The sequence below is a fragment of the Bartonella sp. CM31XJBT genome (genome assembly GCF_028618555.1).
Lineage (GTDB): Bacteria > Pseudomonadota > Alphaproteobacteria > Rhizobiales > Rhizobiaceae > Bartonella.
Genome location: NZ_JAQITD010000003.1, coordinates 87,949 through 111,888, shown reverse-complemented (window position 1 = coordinate 111,888; position 23,940 = coordinate 87,949). Strand labels below are relative to the sequence as shown.

Genomic DNA, 23,940 nt, shown 5'->3' with positions numbered 1-23,940 from the left:
GGGGGCGGCAAAATATAGGGTGGAGCGGTTTGTATTTTTATGAAGCGTAAAGACGGTGGTATCAATAGATCTCCTATAACAAGTCGGGAGATCTTATAGTTGTCTGGGGGCTCTATTTACAAGAGCTTATATATTGAGATGGCATGTACAGATCCCGTGCTGTGAGATATGTTTGGGATGTAAGAGATGTTTTGGGTGAATGTGCAATACAGTGATACATGTATTGTGGGGTGTTCTGTGTTGTATGAAGGTAGCTCTGTCGAGCTTTTATAGAAGCAACCTCTTGTGGAAGAGTATGAGAGAAAGGTATGAAGAGGTCAGAAGATGGCAAGGTTTTTAAAAAGTCAGAAGGATAAAGATTAGAATGCGGTTCTGATATAGACTTGGAGCGTTTTAATATATTGGAATATGAGAATGCGGATTTGATTGATCTGTTGTATTGCGCTTTCAGCATTGTTCTTTTTAACAGGATAGGCAATGAAATGGATATCAGGCATTAAATATTTAAGTTCTCGCATCGAGCGCCACACATGGTAATCATGGGTGACGATATAAAGGGTTTTATAGTGGTGTTTTTTGATCCAATCGGCGCTTTCTTTAGCATTTCCTCTGGTGTTAATCGCTTGATGCCCGATGTCAATACAACAGGAGATAAGCCGTCGGGTAATATGCATGTTATGCATGAGACTTTTCAGGTTGGTTGTGGTATTTACACCACTGATGAGGAGACGTGAACCAAGCCCCCTTTGTAAGAGATTAAGTCCTGTCTCTATTCGGTTTTCTCCGCCTGTCAGCACAATGATGGCATCAGCTTTGGGGAGAGGCTGTGGGGGAGAAAGTCGTTCAGTTTTTTCAGAAAAAATGATAAAACCGCTCCAGAAAATGAAAACAATGATTGAAAGAGTAAGGGTTGTCGGTGGAAAATAGCGAAATAAAAAGCGGGGAGACCAACTATAGTGGAGCCGTTTTGGAAGAGGACGTTCTAAATTGTTTTGCGTCAATGAGTTGTAAGTGTTGTGAGTCATAAAATTAAAATAAACCGTTTTCACATTGATCGATTTTTTTCAGTTGTGTTAAAATAGTCATGCGGTTTGTAAGGGTGGTAAGAAAAGAAACGAAAATAATAAGAAAAATGATTTTTCCGTAAGGAATGGAACTTATGGAAAGATGTCCAAACAAAGCTGTTATTTGGCTAGCTTCCACTCTTCCCAAGTTATAATTCGTCCAGAGACAAAAGGCTGAAAACAGAAATATGCTTGTAAGACCACCATATAAAGAACCACGCAGCGCGGTTTTAAAAAAATGCCAGTCAAATTGGCGGGCAATGAAAAGAGTTTCAGTACCAAGGAAATATAAGACATTGATAATATGTGTATTTTCTGCCAATGCATTGCGGGTGGCAAAAATGATGGTGAGGATAAGAGAACCTAGAACCAATGCTAAAATTGAAAAACCAATGAAAACAGTGGTGTGTGCCATGGTCGCAAAACGATGAACCCAAACACGGTGATCATCAAATTGACCTCCTGGAATTTGGGTTTTAATGGCGTGATTAATGGCTGCAAAATTGATTTTTTCATCCCCATTCAGGGTCACAATGATGAGGCGGGGAAGGGGTAGTTCATTGACATTGAAGCCTGTTCCAAGCCATGGCTCCAGTAACTTTTCTGTAGCTTTTTGGTCAACAATTTTTGCATCTTGTACACCAGAAAATGTTTTAACCAATTGTACGGCATCACGGAGTGCTTTGTTGATATCAACATTGTCAATGGGACGTATTTGTATTGTTGCTTCATAGCTAATCTGATTACTCCAATTTTGGGCAGCATGTTGGACTAAATCAACACCGATTAAGGTGAGGCTTGAAAGAAATGTCATAATAGCAATTACGGCAACCAATGCTTTTCCAGAAATATTACCACTGGGAATAATCGCTGTTGTATTTTTTTTATTGCTTGTAAAAATGGGGAAAGACTTATTCATGAATCGTCATCCGTCCGTTATGGAGAAGCATACGCCGTGCTGCAACTTGTTCCATTAAGGCAATATCATGGGTGGCAATGATAACAGCCGTTCCAAAACGGTTTAATTCAATAAACAAACGGAGGAGGCGTTTTGCCAAGGGCGGATCGACATTTCCAGTGGGTTCATCGGCAAGTAGAATTTCAGGTTGATCAATGAGTGCGCGTGCAATGGCTACCCTTTGTTTTTCCCCACCGGAAAGAACCGGTGGTAAAACATGAATATGATCTCCAAGACCTACCCAACAGAGAAGATCTTCCACTTCACTGCGATAGGTTGCTTCTTCCTGTCCTTTAATGCGTAAAGGTAAGGAGACATTTTCATAAGTGGTCATGTGGTCGAGTAAACGAAAATCTTGAAAAACCACACCGATACGTTGTCGCAGCGCAGGGAGCTCTTGTCGTTTGAGTAATGCTGTGTCTGTTCCAAAGAGATCAATATGACCGCGGGTGGGTTTGAGTGCCAAAAACATAAGACGCATCAGCGACGTTTTCCCTGCTCCAGAGGCACCTGTGAGAAATTGAAATGATCCAGGAGGAATATGAAAGCTAATATCACGAAGGACCTCAGGGCCCATTCCATAGCGTAGGCCGACATTTTCAAAATGAATCACTTTTTATTATTACTCCTGATTTTATATTGCATCATTTATTCTAAAAACTCTTACTTTCATTGCTTTAGATTTTTGTTGTAAGCTTGTTTATTTTAGATTTCATGGTTTTCAATATTTTTTATACACCCTCGTTATCGATAAATATTTTTGCTCAAGAATATTATCACTTATACTTTCTTTTTTTAGCTTTATTTATGATTTTAGCAGGAATTTCAAAGGGATTCTAGCATAAACATCAGAACTATTTTTCCTTCTTACTCAGAGGCTTTTTTTGCATTGAGTGGACATTGGGTGATTTTAAAAAGCTATGTTGCTCTTTTTATCTTACTTTCTTATTCTTGTTCGCATCCCAATCTTGAGGTTTTTGCTTAAATTATTTCTTACCTGTTATGAAAAAAAGCGTTTGTTGTTAGAATGATTGAGCTTCTCATGCATTGTTTTGTTTTTTATTCTCCTTGGTGGTTTTCGTAATAATGCTGAGATAATTTTAGCAAAAAAAACAAAAACCACCGTATGTTGTATTGCGTCGTGTTTTTTAGTTTTGTCGGTTGGCAATCAGATCTTCAACAACTTGTGGTTCGGCAAGGGTTGAAATATCTCCGAGAGTATCAAAATCGTTTTCAGCGATTTTTCGTAAAATACGTCTCATAATTTTCCCTGATCGTGTTTTGGGAAGCTGCGGAGCAAACTGAATTTTATCCAATATGGCAATAGAGCCTATTTCTTGTCTCACATGCTTGATAAGGTCTTTTTGCAATTCTTCACTTGGCTCTGTTCCTTCCATGAGAGTCACAAAACTATAAATTCCTTGTCCTTTAATGGGATGCGGGTAACCCACAATAGCTGCTTCTGATACAGCGGGATGAGAAACAAGAGCTGATTCAATTTCAGCAGTTCCTAACCTGTGCCCCGAGACATTGAGAATGTCATCAACTCGTCCTGTGATCCAATAATAACCGTCGCTATCGCGCCTACAGCTATCGCCTGAAAAATATTTTCCTTTATAGGAGGAAAAATAAGTTTGAATAAAGCGTTCATGATCCTTATAAAGTGTGCGCATTTGTCCGGGCCATGAATCACTGATACAAAGATTGCCTTCTGCTTCACCTTCTAAAACATTGCCTTGGGCATCAACAATTTGGGGTTGAACACCAAAAAAAGGACGTGTGGCCGATCCTGCTTTGAGGGGTGTTGCACCGGGCAAGGGCGTGATCATATGCCCTCCTGTTTCCGTTTGCCACCATGTATCGAGAATCGGACAACGGTCATTTCCAATTATATGATAAAACCATTCCCATGCTTCTGGATTAATCGGTTCTCCTACCGTGCCTAAAAGACGCAACGATGTTCTGTCTGAGTGTTCAACAAACGAATTTCCTGCTCCCATTAAGGCGCGGATAGCTGTTGGTGCTGTATAGAGCGTATTGACTTGGTGTTTGTCGACAATTTCCCAGAATCTGCCTTTGTCAGGAAAGGTTGGTGTGCCTTCAAACATTAAAGTGGTCGCACCATTGCATAAAGGTCCATAAACCAAGTAAGAATGACCGGTAATCCACCCAATATCAGCTGTGCACCAGTAAACTTCATTGGGGTGGTAATCAAAAACATATTGGTGAGTCATCGAGGCAAAAACAAGATAGCCCGCTGTGGTATGCAAAACACCTTTAGGTTTGCCGGTGGAGCCTGAAGTATAAAGAATAAAAAGTGGATCTTCAGCATTCATTGGTTCTGGTGGACAAGCTGTTTTGGCATGAGCTATCTCTTCGTGGTACCAAAAATCACGCCCCTCTACCCATTGAATGGGTCCACAAGTTCGCCGTATAACCATGACTTGGTCCACCTGCACGTTTTGGCGCGCGGCTATCTCAATAGCATGATCAACATTGTCTTTTAAGTTGATCCGTTTGCTGCCACGCAAGCCTTGATCAGCGGTAATAATGAAGGTTGATTCACAATCGACAAGGCGTCCTGCTATTGCCTCAGCAGAAAAGCCAGCAAAAATAACCGAATGAATAGCTCCAATGCGAGCACAAGCAAGCATGGCATAGGCTGCTTCGGGTACCATGGGGAGATAAATGGTTACTTTATCGCCTTTCTTAATGCCACGACTTTTCAAAAGATTAGCAAAACGACAAACATGTTCATAAAGCTCGTTATAGGTTATTTTTTTATCATGGTAAGGATTATCTCCTTCCCAAATGAGTGCGATTTTGTCTCCATGGGTTTTCAGGTGGCGATCAATGCAATTATAGGCAACATTTGTTATCCCATCTTCGTACCATTGAATGGAGACATCTCCGTTAAAAGAAGTGTTTTTTACTTTTGTAAAAGGTTTAAACCATTCAATGCGTTGACCATGTTTTGCCCAGAAGCTTTCTGGATCATCGATGCTTTCTCGATACCATTGTTGATAAGTTTCCTCATCGAGTAAAGTATTTTTTTTGATCTCTTCTGATACTGGATAGATTTTTTCAGTCATGTTTCCCTCTTTTTATTGTTTTGAAAATCTGCCTCTGTATTTTTGTATGGTTATATTTGTGGCAGAGTTTTCCCAAAAGCTTTTCATTGTGAGGTTAGACTAAATGACAAAGATTAGAATAGTCAATTTTTAAATCTGATGTGATGATATTAAAGAGGGTATTCTATGTTTTTAGGATACTCAAATATAGCAAAACCTATTGCGGTATAGAGCTTTTTATAAACACACTAAGACATTTTAAAAATGTCTATTATAAAATATTTCTCAAAATTTGATATAAACCAATATAGTTAAATAAAAGACTAACAAGAAATAATATTGAGCTTATTAATAATGATTTTTTTAGAGAATCTTTCCAACTATAATAAATAAACTTATAATAAAAAAGATATATTAAACCAAAAAAAATGTTGCTATAAGCGTTTCAATAATTTTATGAGTAAAATCTGTCATCACGCAATCCAAATTATAATATAATTACAAATTATTAACTTCAGAGATATCTTTATAGTTGCTCTCTAAAAATTAGAACCAACACTCATGAACTTTCTGTACGAACCTTAAACCAAAACCTCCGAAGAAACCAGTCGTGGCACCAGTAAGTCCACCCATAAGTGCACCTGGACCAGTTGCAGCTCCCAATGCTGCTCCGGTTATCCCTCCTGCAACTGCATAGTCAAAACCTTGTGCATTCATGTGAGAAAGAAAAGCATTAGGACTGCATGCATTTCCATGAGTAGGTCTTGAATTGTGCGAATGACCAAAAGAAGGCTTTGTCGCTATATGACCGAATGTGCTGCATGAACCAAAAATATTAATTCTCCTTAATTATCTACATTAAAAGTAGTATCATAATGATACATTTCAAATGTCTATCATGTATTTTTAGAAAAATGTCAAATATAAATTTTAAAAATAACAATAAAAATACTGTATAAATAATATCTATACTATGTATACATGAAATCTTCTTCTTAAGAAGATAATAATATTATTTGCAATATTTTAAAATATAAGAAATATCCCCTGTTTTTCCTTAATTAAAGTTTAAAATTAGAAAAATTAGGCATATGAAAAGTTGAAGTTTTTCTCTTTGTTTACGAGATCGACAAAGGAATAATGATAAAGGAATATCGTTATTGAAATCGTTCTCATTTCCATTGTTTTGCGTGCATGTATTATGCGCATATGCTTGGGATTAGTTCTTTTATTTTTCAGGCGGATATTGACTGTATTTTACGCTTTGTAGAGCATAGAAAGGCTCTATGCTATCGTTGACCTTATAGATTGCTATCATGTTGTTTAGCGCGGTTCTTGGTGCTCTATTGAGCATTTGAGATGTTTATTTTGCTCAAGTGACTTACATGAAAGAGTTTTGTTACTGTATTATGTAACCATAAGCCTCTTTTTGTCTGCTTTATGCCATTGGCATGTGGGGAAATTGTTTACGCGTGTTGGAGAAGTTAAGAGAATTCATGATTTTCAATGGAAATCATTGCGATGATCTTATTCAATATTCTTTTGTAATTATTTATTTCGCGACAGTTTTTTCATTCATGCGCAACGCCCCTCTTATCATTTTGCCTTTATATAAGGATTTATTTTTTATATTGCTTTTGCTGGAGAGGCGGTCAGAGGGGAGTAAAGTAGAGCCAATGTGCGAGAATATGAGAGCCAAATTGCAATGCTATCTTGAAGCTATTGTACGTGTTGTGGATGTGCCGGTGAGAGATTTGAGAAACCAGCTTTTGCTAACAGGATGAAAGAGGGACTGGAATCTTTTTTGCTAGAATTGCTCTTTTATTGATATTGAAGGAAATATTTTTTCTCATTTCTGCTGTTTTTGGCTTGTTCGTAGAATTTTCAAGGGAGATTATATGAAGGGGGAATGAATTTACACAGGACGTTTTCCAAATAAAGCAGAGCCAATGCGAAGGACGTTAGAGCCAAACTGTAGAGCGGTTTTGAAGTCACTGGACATGCCCATGGAAAGCTTTGGAAGACCTGCTTGTTTTGCTAATTTTGCTAACAGTGCGAAATAGGGGCCGGGGTTTTCATCGACAGGGGGAATGCCCATAAGTCCGATGATATCAAGTCCATAGTTGTTTTTGCATTGGTTGACAAAAGATGTAGCTTCTTGTGGTGCGATACCACTTTTTTGCGGTTCTAAGCCAATGTTAACCTGAACATAGCAAGGAAGATGCCTTTTTTGTTTTTCCATTTCTTCAGCTAAGCTTTTGGCTATTTTTTCACGGTCAACCGTTTGAATAACATCAAAAAGTTTGATCGCCTCTGCTGTTTTATTTGATTGTAGGGGACCGATGAGATGAAGTTTAATATTTTCAAATTGTTGACGTAAAGCAGGCCATTTTTGTGCTGCTTCTTGTACGCGGTTTTCTGCAAACAAAGATTGGCCTGCTTGCAAAAGGGGTCGTATATCAATAGCAGAAACAGTTTTTGAAACAGCGATAAGTTCAATTTCTTCTACAGGGCGTTGTAGCTCTTGGCATATTGCTGCAATGTCTTTTTGAAGGTTTTGCCATGCTTCAACGGAAGGGGCATCGAGGGGCGTTTGTGTATTCATATTTTTGTGCTTTACCTTTTTTGTTCAAGAGTTGGTCGTTTTTTTTAAAGTTTTATAAAATACTTAGGGAAATATTTCACGAAAATGTTGACGATGAGGTTAATCCATGGTCAAGCATAATAAAACAAGTTTTTGGTTCTGTTTTATTAAAAGAGTATAATGGGAATGACAATTGGACATTATAATATAGGCGAACGCTATAATCCACGTGCGAGAGAAAAAAAATGGCAAGAAATTTGGGATGAAAAGAAAATTTTTCAGACTCTTCAAGAAGATGCTCGTGAAAAATATTATGTTTTAGAAATGTTTCCTTATCCTTCTGGCCGTATTCACATGGGGCATGTGCGCAATTATGCCATGGGGGATGTGGTGGCACGCTATAAAAGGGCAAAGGGTTTTAATGTGCTTCATCCCATGGGGTGGGATGCTTTTGGTATGCCAGCTGAAAATGCTGCTCTGCAAAGTAAAGTGCATCCTAAAACTTGGACCTATCAAAATATTGCGGTCATGCGCGGGCAATTAAAACAATTAGGACTCTCACTCGATTGGGCGCGTGAATTTGCAACTTGTGATGTGGAATATTACCACCGCCAACAAATGTTGTTCCTTGATTTCTATCAAAAGGGGTTGGTAGCACGTAAAGTGGCTAAGGTGAATTGGGACCCTGTTGATCATACTGTTTTGGCCAATGAACAGGTTGTTGATGGGCGGGGATGGCGTTCTGGTGCGTTGGTGGAACAACGTGAGTTGACGCAGTGGTTTTTCAAAATTAGCGACTTTAGTGAAGATCTCTTGGCAGGGCTTGAAGAGCTGAACCAATGGCCGGAAAAAGTTCGCACCATGCAAAAAAACTGGATTGGAAAATCACAAGGTTTGCTGATTCGTTGGGCTTTAAAGTCGGCGGGTGATGCTGATGATGTTTGTGAGAAATTTGATGAGGTTGTTTGTTATTCAACGCGTCCTGATACACTGTTTGGCGCTTCCTTTTTGGCTCTGTCTGTTGATCATCCTATTGCACAAGCTTTGGCAAAAAAAGACAAAGCGTTGAGTGCTTTTATTGAAAATTGTCGGTGTGGTGGAACGACAACAGCAGCACTTGAAACAGCTGAAAAACAAGGGTTTCTCACGCCCCTTTTGGCTGTTCATCCTTTCGATTCAACAGTACATATTCCCGTTTATATCGCGAATTTTGTGCTTATGGACTATGGAACAGGGGTTGTTTTTGGTTGTCCGGCTCATGATCAGAGAGATTTCGATTTTGCGCGTAAATATGATCTTCCAATAAAACCGGTGGTTTTACCAAAAGGAGAGCAAGCAGAAGATTTTGTTATTACTGAAACAGCTTATACGGGTGATGGGGTGATGATCAATTCCAGTTTTTTGGATGGTTTAACACCCCAACAAGCTTTTGAAGAAGCTGCTAAAAAGCTTGAAAAACAAATGCTCAATGGGCAACCGCAAGGGAAGAAAACAGTGCAATTTCGTTTGCGTGATTGGGGGATTTCGCGTCAACGTTATTGGGGGTGTCCCATTCCGATGATCCATTGTACAACTTGTGGGGTTGTTCCTGTTCCACGTGCCAATTTACCGGTTGTGTTGCCTGATGATGTTACTTTTGATCAACCAGGAAATCCTCTTGCACGACATGAAAGGTGGCAGAATGTTACTTGTCCTTCCTGTGGTCAACCTGCCAAACGCGAAACCGATACCATGGACACATTTGTTGACTCTTCTTGGTATTATGCACGCTTTACGGCTCCTTTTGCGCAGGGACCTGTTGACAAACAAGCAACAGCTGAATGGTTGCCTGTGCAACAATATATTGGTGGAATTGAGCATGCCATTTTGCATCTTCTTTATGCGCGCTTTTTTATGCGTGCTATGAAATTGGTCGGTCATGTGACGGTAGATGAGCCTTTTAAGGGGCTTTTTACCCAAGGGATGGTGGTGCATGAAACCTATCGGGATGATCAAGGGTGGGTTTCTCCAGCAGAAATTTCGATTGTTGAAAAAGATGGAAAGCGGTGTGCTTATAAATTAACCGATCAAAGTGAAGTGACGATTGGTTTGATTGAGAAAATGTCAAAATCAAAAAAGAATGTCGTTGATCCTGATGATATTATTGCATCTTATGGCGCTGATACTGTGCGTTGGTTTGTGTTGTCAGATTCTCCTCCCGAGCGGGATGTCATTTGGACAGAATCTGGTGTTGAAGGTGCACATCGCTTTGTACAGCGTGTTTGGCGCCATGTGGCTGTGAGTGCTTCTATTTTAAAGGATGTGGCACCTTGTGCAGGGCATCAGGGGGCGGCTTTGGAACTCTCAAAGGTCGCACATCGCACGCTTTGCGCTGTAGAAGATGATTTGGAAAAATTCGCTTTTAATCGGGCTATTGCACGCCTTTATGAATTCTTGAATATTATGGCACCGTTGTTAAATAGGATAGAAAGTGTTGACGATGAAATGAAAGCTTCTTTACGTCAAGCTATGGATTTTTTTCTTGCCATGATTGCACCCATGATGCCCCATTTAGCAGAAGAATGTCATGCTGCTTTAGGAGGAAAAACTTTAATGTCTGCGCTTGCTTGGCCTGTTTATGATCGTGCGTTAACCGTTGCGGAATGCTATACTTTGCCAGTACAAATTAATGGTAAAAAACGCGGTGAGGTGAGCGTTGCAGCAACTGCTGATGAGGTGATGATTAAAGAAGCGGTTTTGGCGTTAGATTTTGTAAAGGCGCAGCTGGTTGAAAAGCCTGTGAAAAAAATCATTGTTGTTCCACAAAGGATTGTGAATGTCGTTTTTTAGAAGTTCTATTCTTGTCATTTTAGCTGGTGTATTCACACTGTTGTGTGGATGCAAAGTTGAACCGCTTTACCGTCAAGAGTTGCAGAGTGCAATGACAATGGATTCTGCTTCTTATGGGAATCCTGCTTCTGGACATCCTTCTGGACAAGCTTCTTTGGGGTTAGCGCAAAAGCTTGCTTCTATTGTTGTGGAAGAACCTTCGGATCGTTTTGGTCAAATGGTGCGCAATCATCTGCTTTTTCTTTTGTATGGAAATGGTGCTAAACCTTCTCTACCTGCTTATCAATTGGCATTACAGATATCCGTCTTTACAAGAGAATCTATGCAGATAGAGGTTGATTTCGAGAAAAAGAGAAAGGGACGACCTTCTGTTGGAACTGTTATGAGCAGAGCTTCTTATACTTTGCAGGATATGAAAAATACTCTTGTTGCAAAAGGAACAGCAATGATGAATGCATCTTTTGAGCAACTTCGTCAAGAATATGCAACGCTGCAAGCAGAAGAAGATGCAAAAAAACGTGTTGCGGAAGAGTTGGCTGAACAGATCTTTTTGTTACTTTCAAAAGATCTTTCCAATAAAATTTCTAGACATTAAGCAATATTTTGTCCTGTTTTTTTCCAGTCGTCGAGGAATATTTGCAACCCTTTGTCGGTGAGAGGATGTTTGACTAGTGCTTTTAAGATTGCTGGTGGAACTGTTGCAACGTCAGCACCGCTTAGTGCTGCTTCTTTGACATGATTAACGGTGCGGATTGAAGCGGCCAAGATTTGTGTTTCAAAGTTATAGTTATCATAAATTGTGCGAATTTCATGAAGCAGTTCACTTCCATCATTTCCACAATCATCAAGTCTACCAATAAAAGGTGAAACGAATGTTGCGCCTGCTTTGGCGGCTAATAAGGCTTGATTGGCAGAAAAACAAAGTGTGAGATTTGTTTTTAGTCCTGCTGCTGTGAGGGCTTTACAGGCTTTTAATCCATCGAGTGTTAAAGGAAGCTTGATACAAATATTGTCGGCAACCTTTGCTAAAACAGCTGCTTCTTTCATGATGCTTTCAAATTCCGTTGCTGCAACTTCAGCAGAAACAGGTCCGCTAACGAGAGCACAAATTTCTTTTGTAACATCAAGAATATTGCGTCCTGATTTTAGGATAAGAGAGGGATTGGTGGTAACACCATCAACAAGGCTTAAATTCTGTAACTCTTGAATTTCTTCAATATTGGCGCTATCCACAAAAAATTTCATCTCTAACCTCTTTTTTTAGCTTTATCCTATTTTTTGTTATGCGCTATTGTTGACTGCAAAAGCAAGAGAAAGAATTAATATCTGTGTAAAGAACAAGAATGCTATGGTGTTAATCATGTATCCGTTTTCGGTAAAGAAATATGATTTATCGTTTCCACACCCATTTCATAGTGTTGCTCGTGATAAGGCATAGAATTCATTGCGTACCAACATTTTTGCGTATTGGCATCTTTGCGTAGCGGTGTTTTTATATTTATGGAAATAAGCTAGCATTATCAAACACTTTGCTCATTTCCTATTTGCGATTGCTCTTGATATTTGAGAGTGCATCATAAGATACCTTCCTTTTTTAGGGGGTATGTTTAACTTTATTTTTGATGAAAGCGGATGGATTTATTTTGTCGTAAAACACTGTTGAAGAACGCCTGTAAAATTTTACGCATGAAGGGTTTTTTTTATGGTCAATTACATTGATTTATTCTGTTTTCCCCATTCTTCAAAAATACGCTTTTGTGCTGCTTGTATTGTTGCTTGATTTTCAATCAAGCTGAAAGATGTATACACGTGTTTTCACTTTTTGGCACAAAGCCAAGGTGAATATTGTAACGGCTCCATTTGCAATATTATTCTCCTTATAATTAAAATCATGGGATACTTTTTCATCAATAAGGATTTACAAATGTTCCTCGATGGGTTTGAAATGAAAAAAAATCATCGTATTGAGGGTTTTTATTACAATAGGTAAAATAATGATTATATCTTTATAAATCAGTTTATTGAAGATAAATTGAGATATGAGGCGGTAAAAAAATAAACGTGTGCGTTGGGAAGAGGTCATACTATGGGATCGCTTTGTTGAAGGATGCACTTAACCGATAGCATGTTGAATGCTTAATAGTGATGCGTTTTATTTACACAGAAGAATAGTGCTGTTTTTTTGCTATAGAGTTTTTTGTTATAGACGATGAGATTGGTTCTTTATATTGGCACTTTGGTGAGGGAATGCGTGTTAAAAAGAATTTTTGTTAGAAAAGTGTTGTGATCGGGGGGGATTGAATCCTGCAATGAATTTTATAAGAGTGTTTAAAGATAAGGTGTAGACTTGTTGATGCTCAATAGGTCGTAGATTGGTTTACAAGATGAATTCAAGCATGATAGAGGAAAAGATTGTATCCGTATTGGTTCCTCTTCCTGTTGCTCACGCTTATAGTTATAAAGTTCCATCTTCTATGGAGGTGAACGTTGGTTCCTTTGTTCGGGTTCCGTTGATGGGGCGTGAGCTTTGCGGTTTTGTTGTAGATGTTGGAGAGCAGACAGCCGATGGGCACAAGTCTGCTTCGGTGGCGCGTGAAAAATTACGCTTTCTGCTTCATGTTTTTGATTGCCCCCCATTAAAAGCAGAAATGATCACATTTTTGCGTTTTGTTAGTCGCTATACAATGGCACCTTTTGGTCTTGTAGCACGATTGGTTTTGTCGGTACCGGCTGCTTTAGAGCCGGAAGCGCAGATGCTGGGTTTGCGATATTGTGGTGGAAATGTAGAACGTCTCACACCAGCGCGATCACGGGTTTTGGAATTGGTGCGTAATGAGAAGATATGGACACGTTCTGGTCTGGCACATGCGGCTGGAACTTCGGTTTCTGTTGTTGAAGGTTTAAAAGCGCTAGGAATTTTTGAAGATGTTAAGGTTCCTGCTCCTGATCTTGTGGCAATGCCTGATCCTGATTTTTGTCCCCCTCAGTTGCAGGGAGCGCAAAGTGAAGCAGCAACATTATTGCGGGAAGGTGTTTTATCTTCTCAGTTTCAAGTTTTTTTGCTTGATGGTGTTACGGGTTCAGGAAAGACAGAGGTTTATTTTGAAGCGGTTTCTCAAGCCTTTAAAGAGGGCAAGCAGGTTTTAATTTTATTGCCGGAAATTGCTTTAACACAGCAGTTTTTAGATCGTTTTTATGCACGTTTTGGCGCTGCGGCAGCAGAATGGCATTCTGATTTGACGCCACGTCGTAGAGAACGCGTCTGGCGACAAGTTGCAGAAGGGCGGGTGCGTGTCGTTGCGGGGGCTCGTTCGGCGCTTTTTCTTCCCTTTCATGAGCTTGGCTTGATTGTTGTCGATGAAGAGCACGATAGCGCTTATAAACAAGAAGAGCGCATTTTTTATCATGCGCGTGATATGGCTGTTGCACGGGGCTCTTTTGAGCATTTTCCTGTTATTTTATCTTCAGCCACACCGTCGATTGAAAGCCAAGCCAATGTTTTAAAAGGGCGTTATCAAAAGGTGCATTTACCTTCCCGTTTTAAAGAAGCTGCACTTCCACAGTTGCGGGTGGTTGATATGCGCCAAGGAGGGGTGCAAAAGGGGCGCTTTATTTCCTTTGCTCTTGAAAGGGCTTTAAAACAAACGCTTGATAAGGGCGAACAAGCTCTTCTTTTTCTTAATCGTCGTGGTTATGCACCTTTAACTTTATGCCGAATTTGCGGACATCGTTTTCATTGTACCGATTGTTCAAGTTGGTTGGTCGAACATCGTGCGCAAGGGCAACTGAAATGTCATCATTGTGGATATCATGAACCACTTCCTCAAGCCTGTCCTGAATGTGGGACATTAGATCATCTCGTGGCTTGTGGACCGGGTGTGGAAAGAATTGCCGAAGAAACACAAATGCTTTTTCCTCAAGCGCGATCATTGATCCTTTCAACAGATCTCAAAGGAGGGATTGGGAAGTTGCGAAGCGAATTACAAGCCATTGCAAATGGCGATGTGGACATTATTATTGGAACACAGTTAGTCGCTAAAGGACATCATTTTCCCAAGCTCTCTCTGGTTGGCGTTATTGATGCTGATCTTGGTCTTGCCAATGGCGATTTACGCGCAAGTGAACGTACCTATCAGCTGCTTTCTCAAGTTACCGGAAGAGCAGGGCGTGTGGGATTGAAAAGTTTAGGATTATTGCAAACTTATCAACCAGATCATCCGGTTATCAAAGCCTTACTTGCATGCCAGCCAGAAGATTTTTACACACGTGAGATTGCAGCGCGTCAGCATTATCATTTGCCCCCCTATGGGCGGCTTGCCTCTTTGATTATCTCTGCACAACAGCGCCAAGCAGCAGAACATTATGCGCGCGCATTGCGTCAGGCAGCGCCACGGGAAAAAAATATCTCGGTTATGGGACCAGCAGAAGCGCCTTTGGCTTTGGTTCGGGGGCGTTATCGTTTTCGGCTTTTGCTGCAAGGACAGCGTTCTTTTGATATACAAGGGTTTATACGTGCAATGCTTAGCGGTACACCCAAAATGCCCAGTTCCGTTCGGGTTCAAATTGATATTGATCCGCAAAGTTTTTTCTAAAACCAGTATCGCATAAAGTGAAGGTCTCTTTGCTTAAGATGCTTTACTTGAACTCTTATATTATTCAGAATAAGCATCCAAGCAGCAAAATATGATACATGTCCATTGCATTAAGTAGAGCTACGGGAAAAAATATCTTTGTTATAGAACCAGCAGAAGCGCCTCTCTTCTTCGAGGGCACTATCATTTCGGCTTTTACTCCTTTTTTGTATGAGGGACAGTATCTTTTTGATAGGCGGATTCTTTTTATAAGGGCTGAAAATGCTTAGCTGTACACCCAAAATACCCAATTCTATTCGCGTTCAAATTGATATTGATCTATGCTTTTTCTAAATCAGTGCAATATAGTGCCATATAAAGTGACGCTATGTGGGCTTAATGAGGGACGTGTTTTTGATGTTATTTGACCTTAAAGCCTTATGAAGCAGCGTTCATAAGATGTATCAGCGCTGTACGAGTCGTACCTGCGTTTGTATGCTAGATTAGGGCGAGAATATTGCATATATCTATTTTATTTATCTTTGACGAGAACACGGACTCATTTTGGAGCGTGAAGGTCAAAATGAGCATTCATCGTTGTCATCCTTATTCATTCGGCTCTAGAATTTTCAAAAGCATCCATAATAATAATTTTTATAAATAATAAATATTGATTTATAGTGATAATATGCCGTTATTCATATTATAGCCTCAACTATCGTAGGATTCTCTTATTTAAAATCTATTTATATTGATCAATCAAAACCATTCGTTTGCATGTTACAGATGGGGGAGCCTGTGTCGCGTAAAACTATACAAGAGAGGACCAAAATACCTAATCATCTCAAGAATTAAGGGCTGTCGTAAAATTGGGAGATGGCAAAGTGTGTGATGGTGCCGGCTTGTTCTTTCATAAGTGTAAAGATGGGGCTGCTCAATGGGGTTACCATTATAGCATTCATAGGCGTTGTCGTGAAATGGAGATTATCCATTGTTTCATGCTTTTATTACTTTCGTTCTTTAACGGGGCACATTTTTCATGTAAAGCAGAACGCCCAAAGCGGAATATTACAGAACATCTATTGTATTACTACATTCATATGCTTGTTTAAGCAAATGTTTCTCAGCATACTCGAATTCATTTTACGATGTTTTTCGAGTGTAGAATATCAAAGCTTTCATGAATGAAAAAACCACGTTAAGGCTCCCCATCTTTATTTCATAAAGGTATAAAATGGCGCCATTTATTATTTAGCTTTGAGTATTACGAAAACTCTTAGTACTTGAGAGCGTTTATAAGAGGTGTTGTTTTCTTTAATCATTTCCTTTTTTGTTTGTGATGAAGCAAGGGAGTGATTTTGATAAAAAAATTTGAAAAGAGAGAATCTTTCGATATTTGAAGCTCATCCGGTATGGAAAATGATATATTATCATTATAAATCAATGTTTTGTATATTAAAAGAGTGTGCTTACAAGAAAATATTACTTGGTAAAATTTTTTAAAAGGAGTGGGTGTTTGAAGAAAAAAGATCAATTTTTTCTTTAATTTTTAGGAGGATATTCATTGTTTTTTCTTTCTTATCAGTTTGAAATAATAGACTTTTTCAGTCGCCGTCGTCTTTCGTTAAAGGTTTTGTGGTGATAAAGGGAATGTTTTGTTATGGTGACAAGAGCGTTTGGTGACAAGAGCGTTTGAAGAAAAATCAAAGAGAGTGAAAAAATCGCTCAGAGAATGTCAAAAAGAGGCATAAAAAAACTGTGATGCCATCCTGTATATCTAAAAAAATGCTTTTCAAAAATATTTTGAATATTTTATTAAAATTTTTAAAAAGCAGCGATTTGTGGTGTTGCGAGTCGGCTATGTCTATGCTAGAAACCAAGTGATTTTTGTTCTAGGTTTTAAGAAGAAGATTCTTAAGATTGAGAATGTCTGTTTCATTTCATCTGATAACTATCAGAGAGTCGCTCAAGGGAAAGAGGCGGTATTTCGTGTCGGATTCATTTTCTCTCATACCGCTGCCGTTGGTAGATCAACGCTATGCGCAAGCGCTTTTTGATTGCGTTCAAGAAGCCGGAAACGTCGAAAAGGTTGAAAAGGCAGTAGAGGATCTTTTGCTTGTTTTGGAGAATAAGGATTTAAAATTCTTTGTGCTTAGTCCATTCTTTTCAGTTAAAGAGCAAATTAAGGTGATGCAATCTGTTTGTGCAAACATCAAATTTGCTGATAAAAACGCAGGGCAGGTCATTGGTAATTTTTTACGCGTTATTGTAATAAACCGTAGGCTTAGTGCCGTATTTGGTATTTTACATGCTTTCCAGCGTTGTGTTGCACGCGCTCGTAGGCAGGTTACTGCGCAAATTGTTTCTGCGCGCCCCTTAAGTTCTCAACAAAGACAAGAGTTGTGTGAGGCTTTGGAAGGTGTTGTTGGAGGAAAAGTCTTGCTGCACATCATTGTGGATCCAACAATTCTTGGTGGATTAATCGTTCGTGTGGGGTCGTCTCAAATTGATACGTCTCTTCTCACAAAATTGTCTTCGCTTAAGCTTGCATTGAAAAAAGAGGTCAGCTGATGGATATTAGACCATCTGAAATTTCAAAAATTCTAAAAGAGCAAATCAAAAACTTTGACCAAAAGGCTGAGGTTTCAGAAATTGGTTGGGTTCTCTCTGTGGGAGATGGTATTGCTCGCGTTTATGGTTTGGATAATGTCCAAGCAGGGGAAATGGTCGCCTTTCCAAACGGTGTGCGCGGTATGGCACTCAATTTGGAAGTTGATAATGTTGGTGTGGTCATTTTTGGCTCAGATCGTGATATTCGTGAAGGTGATTGTGTAAAGCGGTTAGGCGCTATCGTCGATGTTCCTGTGGGCCCCGCTTTGCTTGGGCGTGTGGTTGATGCGTTGGGAAACCCTATAGATGGTAAGGGGCCCATTAAAGCAACAGAGCGTCGTCGTGTCGATGTTAAGGCTCCTGGAATTATTCCGCGTCAGTCTGTCCATGAACCGATGTCGACCGGATTGAAAGCGATTGACGCACTCATCCCTATTGGACGGGGGCAGCGTGAATTGGTGATTGGTGATCGCCAAACAGGAAAAACAGCAATTTTGCTCGATACATTTTTAAACCAAAAACCTTTTCATGAAAAAGGGGCTGGACGAGAGCAAGATAAAGTTTATTGTATTTATGTGGCTATCGGTCAAAAACGTTCGACGGTGGCACAATTCGTTAAAGTTTTAGAAGAACGTGGAGCGCTGGAATATTCTATTATTGTTGCAGCGACTGCTTCTGATCCAGCACCACTGCAATTTATTGCACCTCTTGCTGGATGTGCTATGGGTGAGTATTTCCGTGATAATGGGCAACATGCTTTGATCGGTTATGATGACTTGTCAAAACAGGCGGTAGCGTATCGTCAGATGTCTCTTTTATTGCGTCGTCCTCCAGGTCGTGAAGCTTATCCGGGAGATGTTTTCTATCTGCATTCTCGTCTTTTAGAGCGGGCTGCAAAGTTGAATGCGGAAAATGGATCTGGGTCGTTGACAGCTTTGCCAGTTATTGAAACGCAAGCAAATGATGTTTCTGCCTATATTCCTACAAATGTGATTTCGATTACTGATGGACAAATTTTTCTAGAGACTAATTTGTTTTATCAAGGAATTCGTCCTGCTGTAAATGTTGGTCTTTCTGTATCGCGTGTTGGTTCTGCTGCACAAATTAAGGCGATGAAGCAAGTTGCTGGCTCGATTAAAGGTGAATTGGCGCAATATCGTGAAATGGCAGCTTTTGCGCAGTTTGGCTCTGATTTGGATGCGTCAACCCAGCGTTTGTTAAATCGGGGTGCGCGCTTGACAGAGTTGTTGAAGCAGCCGCAATTTTCTCCACTCAAAACAGAAGAACAGGTGGTGGTTATTTTCGCGGGTGTGAATGGCTATCTTGATGCTTTGGCGGTTTCTGATGTTGCGCGGTTTGAGCAGGGACTTTTGGTGCTTTTGCGTAGTGATTATCAAGATCTCTTAAAGGCAATTGCTGAGCAAAAGCAAATAACAGATGAGCTGAAAGATAAGTTGATAACTGTTCTTGATACTTATGCGAAAAATTTCTCGTGATGAATTGATGGAATGCTTGAATGGCTTCACTAAAAGATCTTAGAGACCGTATCGCTTCGGTTAAAGCAACACAAAAGATTACCAAAGCTATGCAAATGGTTGCAGCGGCAAGGTTGCATCGTGCTCAAGAGGCAGCGCAGTCTGCACGCCCTTATGCGAAGAAAATGGCTGATATTTTGACCAGTGTTGCTGCTGATGTAGATGGTGTTGATGCGCCTGCTCTTATGCGTGGTACGGGGCGCGATGATGTGCATCTTTTGGTGGTGTGTACTGCTGAGCGCGGTTTGTGTGGTGCTTTTAATGTGCAAATTGCTCGTCGTGCACGTGAACAGATTAAGGCATTGTTGGCGGCTGATAAAATAGTAAAAATTATCACTGTGGGTAAAAAGGGCGCGGATATTTTATCGCGTGATTACAAAGGCTTGATAATTGACCATATCGATTTGCATGCTGTAAAGCGAATTGGTTTTGCAGAGGCAGTGATGATTAGTCAACGGATTGTTGATTTATTCAATGAAGGCGCTTTCGATGTCTGTACGCTGTTTTATTCTGAATTTGTTTCCGTAATTAATCAGCGTCCAACAGCTTTGGATTTGATTCCAATGGTTGCTCCAAAAGCAGCTGTTGGGGCAATAGATGTTGTGGAGCAAACCGATCATAACACAGGTTCACAATCGATTGTTTATGAATATGAACCTGATGCTGCGTCTCTTTTAGAGGCCCTTGTACCACGTAATCTTTCGGTGCAAATCTTTCGGGCTTTGCTGGAAAATGTTGCTGGTGAGATGGGCGCCAAGATGACAGCTATGGATAATGCATCGCGCAATGCGGGTGAAATGATTAGTAAATTGACGGTGGCTTATAATCGTCAACGTCAAGCACAGATTACGACAGAATTGATCGAAATTATTGCGGGCGCTGAAGCGCTTTAAATGGAGAAGGTAAGGATTGATGGTAAAAGCAGTAACCTCAAGCAAAGGAACAGAAAAAGGTGAAAAAAAGAAACCAGCTGCTCGTTCCAGCGTGAAAAAAGCCGCTTCGAAATCTCAAGTGGATGTAAAGGCTTCCTCTGTACCTGCGCGTGATGCAGCTAAAGATACACCTGTAAAAAAAGATACATCCGCAAAAAAAGAAGAGCGTGCAAAAGGCGCTGTTGGTGAAATCAAGCAGATTATTGGTGCTGTCGTTGATGTGCAATTTGAAGGTGCATTGCCAAATATTCTCAACGCTTTGGAAACAGAGAATTTAGGTAATCGCTTGGTATTAGAAGTTGCGCAGCATTTGGGTGAAAATACCGTGCGTACGATTGCTATGGATACGACTGATGGTTTGATGCGGGGCCAAAAGGTTGTGGATACAGGCACACAAATTAGCGTTCCTGTAGGAGAAGCAACGTTGGGACGTATTATGAATGTGATTGGGGAACCGGTGGATAATGTGGGACCAATCGCTTCAACCAAAACACGTTCTATTCACCAAGAGGCACCTGAATATGTTGAGCAATCGACTGTTTCGGAAATTCTCGTCACCGGTATTAAAGTCGTGGATTTGTTAGCCCCTTATTCTAAAGGGGGTAAAATTGGCTTGTTTGGTGGTGCTGGTGTTGGAAAAACCGTTCTCATTATGGAGCTTATAAACAATATTGCAAAGGCACATGGTGGCTATTCTGTATTTGCTGGTGTGGGAGAACGTACACGTGAAGGAAATGATCTTTATTATGAAATGATCGAAAGCCGCGTGAATGTGAATCCAAAAGAGAATAATGGTTCAACGGAAGGGTCAAAGTGTGCCCTTGTTTACGGGCAAATGAATGAACCACCAGGAGCACGTGCGCGTGTGGCTCTTTCAGGATTGACAATTGCAGAAAGTTTCCGTGATGAAGGACAAGATGTTCTCTTCTTTGTGGATAATATTTTCCGTTTCACGCAAGCAGGAGCTGAGGTATCTGCTCTTTTAGGGCGTATTCCTTCTGCTGTTGGGTATCAGCCTACCTTGGCAACGGATATGGGGGCGTTGCAAGAACGTATTACCAGTACAAAAACAGGCTCTATTACTTCCGTTCAGGCAATTTATGTTCCGGCAGATGACTTGACGGATCCGGCGCCTGCAGCGTCTTTTGCTCATTTGGATGCAACAACTGTGCTTTCGCGCTCTATTGCGGAAAAGGGAATTTATCCGGCGGTTGATCCGCTTGACTCTTTTTCACGTATGTTGGATCCATTGATTGTGGGGGAAGAGCATTACACAGTTGCTTGTCAAGTACAAACCATTTTACAACGTTATAGAGCGCTTCAGGATATTATTGCTATTCTTGGAATGGATGAACTTTCTGAAGATGACAAGTTGCTGGTGGGGCGGGCGCGTAAAATTGAACGTTTCCTTTCACAACCTTTCCATGTTGCGGAAGCCTTTACTGGTTCGCCGGGGAAACTCGTTCCTTTAGAAGAGACAATCAAAGGCTTTAAAGGTCTTTGTGCTGGCGATTATGATGATTTGCCAGAAGCTGCTTTTTATATGGTTGGTTCGATTGATGAAGCACTTGAAAAAGGAAAGCGTCTCATGGCAGAGGCTTCTTAGTAAGAAGCTTCTTATTCAAGAAAAAACTGTCATGGGTATTTTTCGTTAAAAAGGACGCATCGTTGAAGAAAACAGAGAGTCCTTATATCGGGTATTGTGGAGATTTTTGTGGAAAACAATAGAGAAGAGCATTTTTTATTTGAGCTTGTATCGCCTGAAAAAATTGTGTTTTCAGAGCAGGTAGTGTCTGTTGTTCTTCCTTCAGCCTCAGGTTATTTGACAGTTATGGCGCATCATGCGCCATTGGTGGCAAGTATTGTGTTGGGTAGTGTTCGTGTTCGCACCTCTTTGGGTGAAAAATTATTTGCTGTATGCGGGGGCGTTGCAAATATTACCTTTTCGGGCTGCTCTTTATTGGTAGAGCACGTTGTGGCTGTAGAGAATCTTTCTTTTGATGCATTAGAACAGCAGATTTTGCAGATTCAAGCGACGTTAGAAGGAGGGACAAGTGATGAGGACAATCATAAAATAGAGTCTTTTTTCCAGCAGTTGTCAGCTGATGGTGCTGTATTGATAGAAGCGTAGCAGAGTATACAGGAAAAGGTGACATGAGCGGAAAAAAGAGTACGGTTGTGTCTGCTAAAAGGAGCGCAAAACCCTTTCCTCGTCCTGGTCGTGTCTTTGCGGGACCTTTGCCAAAGTGCTTTGTTTATATTTTGGCTTCTCTTATTTTGCAATGGGCTTATGGTTTAGGGGCTAATATTGTTCAGTCTAATATTGTTCATCTTACGGGTGATTTTCATGCAACTTTGGCCGAGACGACATGGCTGGTAGCGGCCTATATGGCGCCAAATGTGAGTGTAGCGATTATGTTGATCAAAATCCGCTATCAATTTGGGCTACGCGCTTTTGCTGAATTATCAATTCTTGGCTTTGTTTTGGTTTGCGTGTTGCAGCTCTTTGTTACGGATTTGCGTTCTGCATTGATTATTCGCTTTTTTGCTGGGATTGCTGCTGCTCCTTTGGCTTCGCTTGCGCTGCTTTATATGATGGAGGCTTTTGCTCCAGCAAAGAAGTTTACTATTGGTCTTAGTTTGAATTATATGAATGCGGCTTTAGCGGCACCTTTATCACGTTTGATTTCTCCTGATTTGCTGGAAAATGGTGGTTTTTCCAGTCTTTCCGCTCTGGAAATGGGGTTGGTTCTTATCAGCTTGGTCTGTATCTATACTTTGCCTCTTACTCCTGTTGTGCGTAGTAAGGTTATTCAAAAATTAGATTGGATAAGCTATGGTTTGATTGCTCTTGGTCTTGGATTAAATGCTGTGATCATGTCTGTTGGCATATTGTATTGGTGGTATGAAGCACCATGGATTGGTTGGGGGCTCGCACTTGCTATTTTCTCGTTGGCTATTGCTATTATTATTGAGCTTAATAGAGAAAAACCGTTGATTGATTTACGTTGGATTTTCAGTAAAGAAATGATCCAATCTGTTTTTATTTTATTGATCTTTCATGTTTTTTTATTGGAGCGGTCAAATTTGCCCGTAGGTTTTTTTAATCTTTTTGGTTTGCTCAATCGTGAGATGGCGCCCATGTATCTTGCGGTGACATTAGGGATTCTGTTAGGGGGGGCTGTTTGTGTCTTTTTTTTACGGGCGGGGCGTGAGGATTATTTTTATTTGTTATCTTTAGGTTGTTTGGCGTTGGGAGCTTATTTAGACAGTCATGTAAACTATTTAACGCGTCCGAAAGATATGATGTTGAGCCAAGGGTTGGTGAGTTTTAGTTATGCACTTTTTTTGCCTCCTGCTCTTTTCAAAGGGTTTGTGATCGCTGGTGAGCGAGGACCGCGTTACGTTTTAAGTTTTATTGCTGTTTTTTTGTTAACGCAAGTGACAGGGGGATTGATGGGGTCGGCTTTTTTTGGCAGCCTACAGTTTTATTTTGCCCATAAGAACTTTGAGTCCTTAACACAAAATATTATTATTACTGATCCACTTATTTCTGGTGAGATGAATACTTTATTTTCGCCTTCTTATGGTATTTCTGTTCCCAATGGCTTGAGAAGTGAGCAAGGTACTTCTATGTTGATAGAGAAATTTAAGTTAACAGCAAATATTTTTGCTTATGATGACGTTTTTCGGCTTTATTTTTATATTTCAATGGTTGTATTCGTTATTTTTCTTGTCACAATGATTGTTAAGTCATGCTCTTTGCGCGCATTAGAAAAGTAGAGT

General features: G+C 40.2%; 18 protein-coding genes. 10 read left to right on the top strand and 8 right to left on the bottom strand.

The genetic code is table 11. From position 1 onward, the window contains the following. Positions 1-359: 359 nt before the first annotated feature. From PVV63_RS02725 to PVV63_RS02705, 5 genes are all read right to left on the bottom strand, one after another. A complete protein-coding gene (locus tag PVV63_RS02725) occupies positions 360-1,025 on the bottom strand; it encodes a YdcF family protein (protein ID WP_273790525.1) in 666 nt (221 codons plus the stop codon). A gap of 4 nt (positions 1,026-1,029) precedes the next feature. Beyond that, a complete protein-coding gene (locus PVV63_RS02720; protein ID WP_273790524.1) occupies positions 1,030-1,983 on the bottom strand; it encodes an ABC transporter permease in 954 nt (317 codons plus the stop codon). Continuing rightward, on the bottom strand, positions 1,976-2,635 hold the full coding sequence (gene ftsE, locus PVV63_RS02715) for a cell division ATP-binding protein FtsE (protein ID WP_273723097.1): 660 nt from the start codon (positions 2,633-2,635) through the stop codon (positions 1,976-1,978). Before ftsE ends, PVV63_RS02720 begins: the two co-directional genes overlap by 8 nt. 535 nt (positions 2,636-3,170) lie before the next feature. Beyond that, on the bottom strand, positions 3,171-5,114 hold the full coding sequence (gene acs / locus PVV63_RS02710; RefSeq protein ID WP_273790523.1) for an acetate--CoA ligase: 1,944 nt from the start codon (positions 5,112-5,114) through the stop codon (positions 3,171-3,173). 525 nt (positions 5,115-5,639) lie between these two features. Beyond that, entirely contained in the window at positions 5,640-5,810 is a 171-nt protein-coding gene (locus PVV63_RS02705; protein WP_273790522.1) for a hypothetical protein, read from the bottom strand. A 779-nt stretch (positions 5,811-6,589) separates the two neighbouring features. Between PVV63_RS02705 and PVV63_RS02700 the strand changes: the two genes are divergently transcribed. Next, positions 6,590-6,877, top strand: a complete 288-nt coding sequence (locus tag PVV63_RS02700; RefSeq protein WP_273790521.1) for a hypothetical protein — start codon at positions 6,590-6,592, stop codon at positions 6,875-6,877. Between the two features lie 131 nt (positions 6,878-7,008). Here PVV63_RS02700 and PVV63_RS02695 read toward each other — a convergent pair whose 3' ends face one another. Further along, a complete protein-coding gene (locus PVV63_RS02695) occupies positions 7,009-7,698 on the bottom strand; it encodes a YggS family pyridoxal phosphate-dependent enzyme (RefSeq protein ID WP_273790520.1) in 690 nt (229 codons plus the stop codon). A 165-nt stretch (positions 7,699-7,863) separates the two neighbouring features. Here PVV63_RS02695 and leuS point away from each other — a divergent pair, with 165 nt between their 5' ends. Beyond that, a complete protein-coding gene (gene leuS / locus PVV63_RS02690; protein ID WP_273790519.1) occupies positions 7,864-10,506 on the top strand; it encodes a leucine--tRNA ligase in 2,643 nt (880 codons plus the stop codon). After that, complete coding sequence (gene lptE, locus PVV63_RS02685; protein WP_273790518.1) at positions 10,493-11,101, top strand: LPS assembly lipoprotein LptE; 609 nt, start codon at positions 10,493-10,495, stop codon at positions 11,099-11,101. Before leuS ends, lptE begins: the two co-directional genes overlap by 14 nt. On the opposite strand, the gene fsa is transcribed toward lptE, so the two are convergent. Further along, entirely contained in the window at positions 11,098-11,751 is a 654-nt protein-coding gene (gene fsa, locus PVV63_RS02680; RefSeq protein ID WP_273790517.1) for a fructose-6-phosphate aldolase, read from the bottom strand. The two genes, lptE and fsa, sit on opposite strands and share 4 nt — an antisense overlap. Before the next feature lie 1,151 nt (positions 11,752-12,902). On the opposite strand from fsa, the gene PVV63_RS02675 reads away from it, so the two are divergent. Further along, the gene (locus PVV63_RS02675; protein ID WP_273790516.1) at positions 12,903-15,098 is read left to right on the top strand and encodes a primosomal protein N'; all 2,196 of its coding nucleotides are present in this window, start codon (positions 12,903-12,905) and stop codon (positions 15,096-15,098) included. Between the two features lie 830 nt (positions 15,099-15,928). Here the strand turns inward: PVV63_RS02675 and PVV63_RS02670 are convergent. Beyond that, complete coding sequence (locus PVV63_RS02670; protein WP_273790515.1) at positions 15,929-16,069, bottom strand: hypothetical protein; 141 nt, start codon at positions 16,067-16,069, stop codon at positions 15,929-15,931. Positions 16,070-17,066: 997 nt separating this feature from the next. On the opposite strand from PVV63_RS02670, the gene atpH reads away from it, so the two are divergent. The 6 genes from atpH (at position 17,067) to PVV63_RS02640 (ending at position 23,937) form a co-directional block, all read left to right on the top strand. Then, complete coding sequence (gene atpH / locus PVV63_RS02665) at positions 17,067-17,648, top strand: ATP synthase F1 subunit delta (RefSeq protein ID WP_273790514.1); 582 nt, start codon at positions 17,067-17,069, stop codon at positions 17,646-17,648. Next, positions 17,648-19,183, top strand: a complete 1,536-nt coding sequence (gene atpA, locus PVV63_RS02660; protein ID WP_273790513.1) for a F0F1 ATP synthase subunit alpha — start codon at positions 17,648-17,650, stop codon at positions 19,181-19,183. Before atpH ends, atpA begins: the two co-directional genes overlap by 1 nt. 20 nt (positions 19,184-19,203) lie before the next feature. Further along, positions 19,204-20,115, top strand: coding sequence for a F0F1 ATP synthase subunit gamma (locus PVV63_RS02655; RefSeq protein ID WP_273790512.1), 912 nt, complete (start codon positions 19,204-19,206; stop codon positions 20,113-20,115). 19 nt (positions 20,116-20,134) lie between these two features. Next, a complete protein-coding gene (gene atpD, locus PVV63_RS02650) occupies positions 20,135-21,760 on the top strand; it encodes a F0F1 ATP synthase subunit beta (RefSeq protein ID WP_273790511.1) in 1,626 nt (541 codons plus the stop codon). A gap of 108 nt (positions 21,761-21,868) precedes the next feature. Then, positions 21,869-22,285 carry an ATP synthase F1 subunit epsilon gene (gene atpC, locus PVV63_RS02645; RefSeq protein ID WP_273790510.1) on the top strand — a complete coding sequence of 139 codons (417 nt, stop codon included), beginning with the start codon at positions 21,869-21,871 and terminating at the stop codon, positions 22,283-22,285. Positions 22,286-22,308: 23 nt separating this feature from the next. Further along, entirely contained in the window at positions 22,309-23,937 is a 1,629-nt protein-coding gene (locus PVV63_RS02640; protein WP_273790509.1) for an MFS transporter, read from the top strand. Positions 23,938-23,940: the final 3 nt, after the last annotated feature.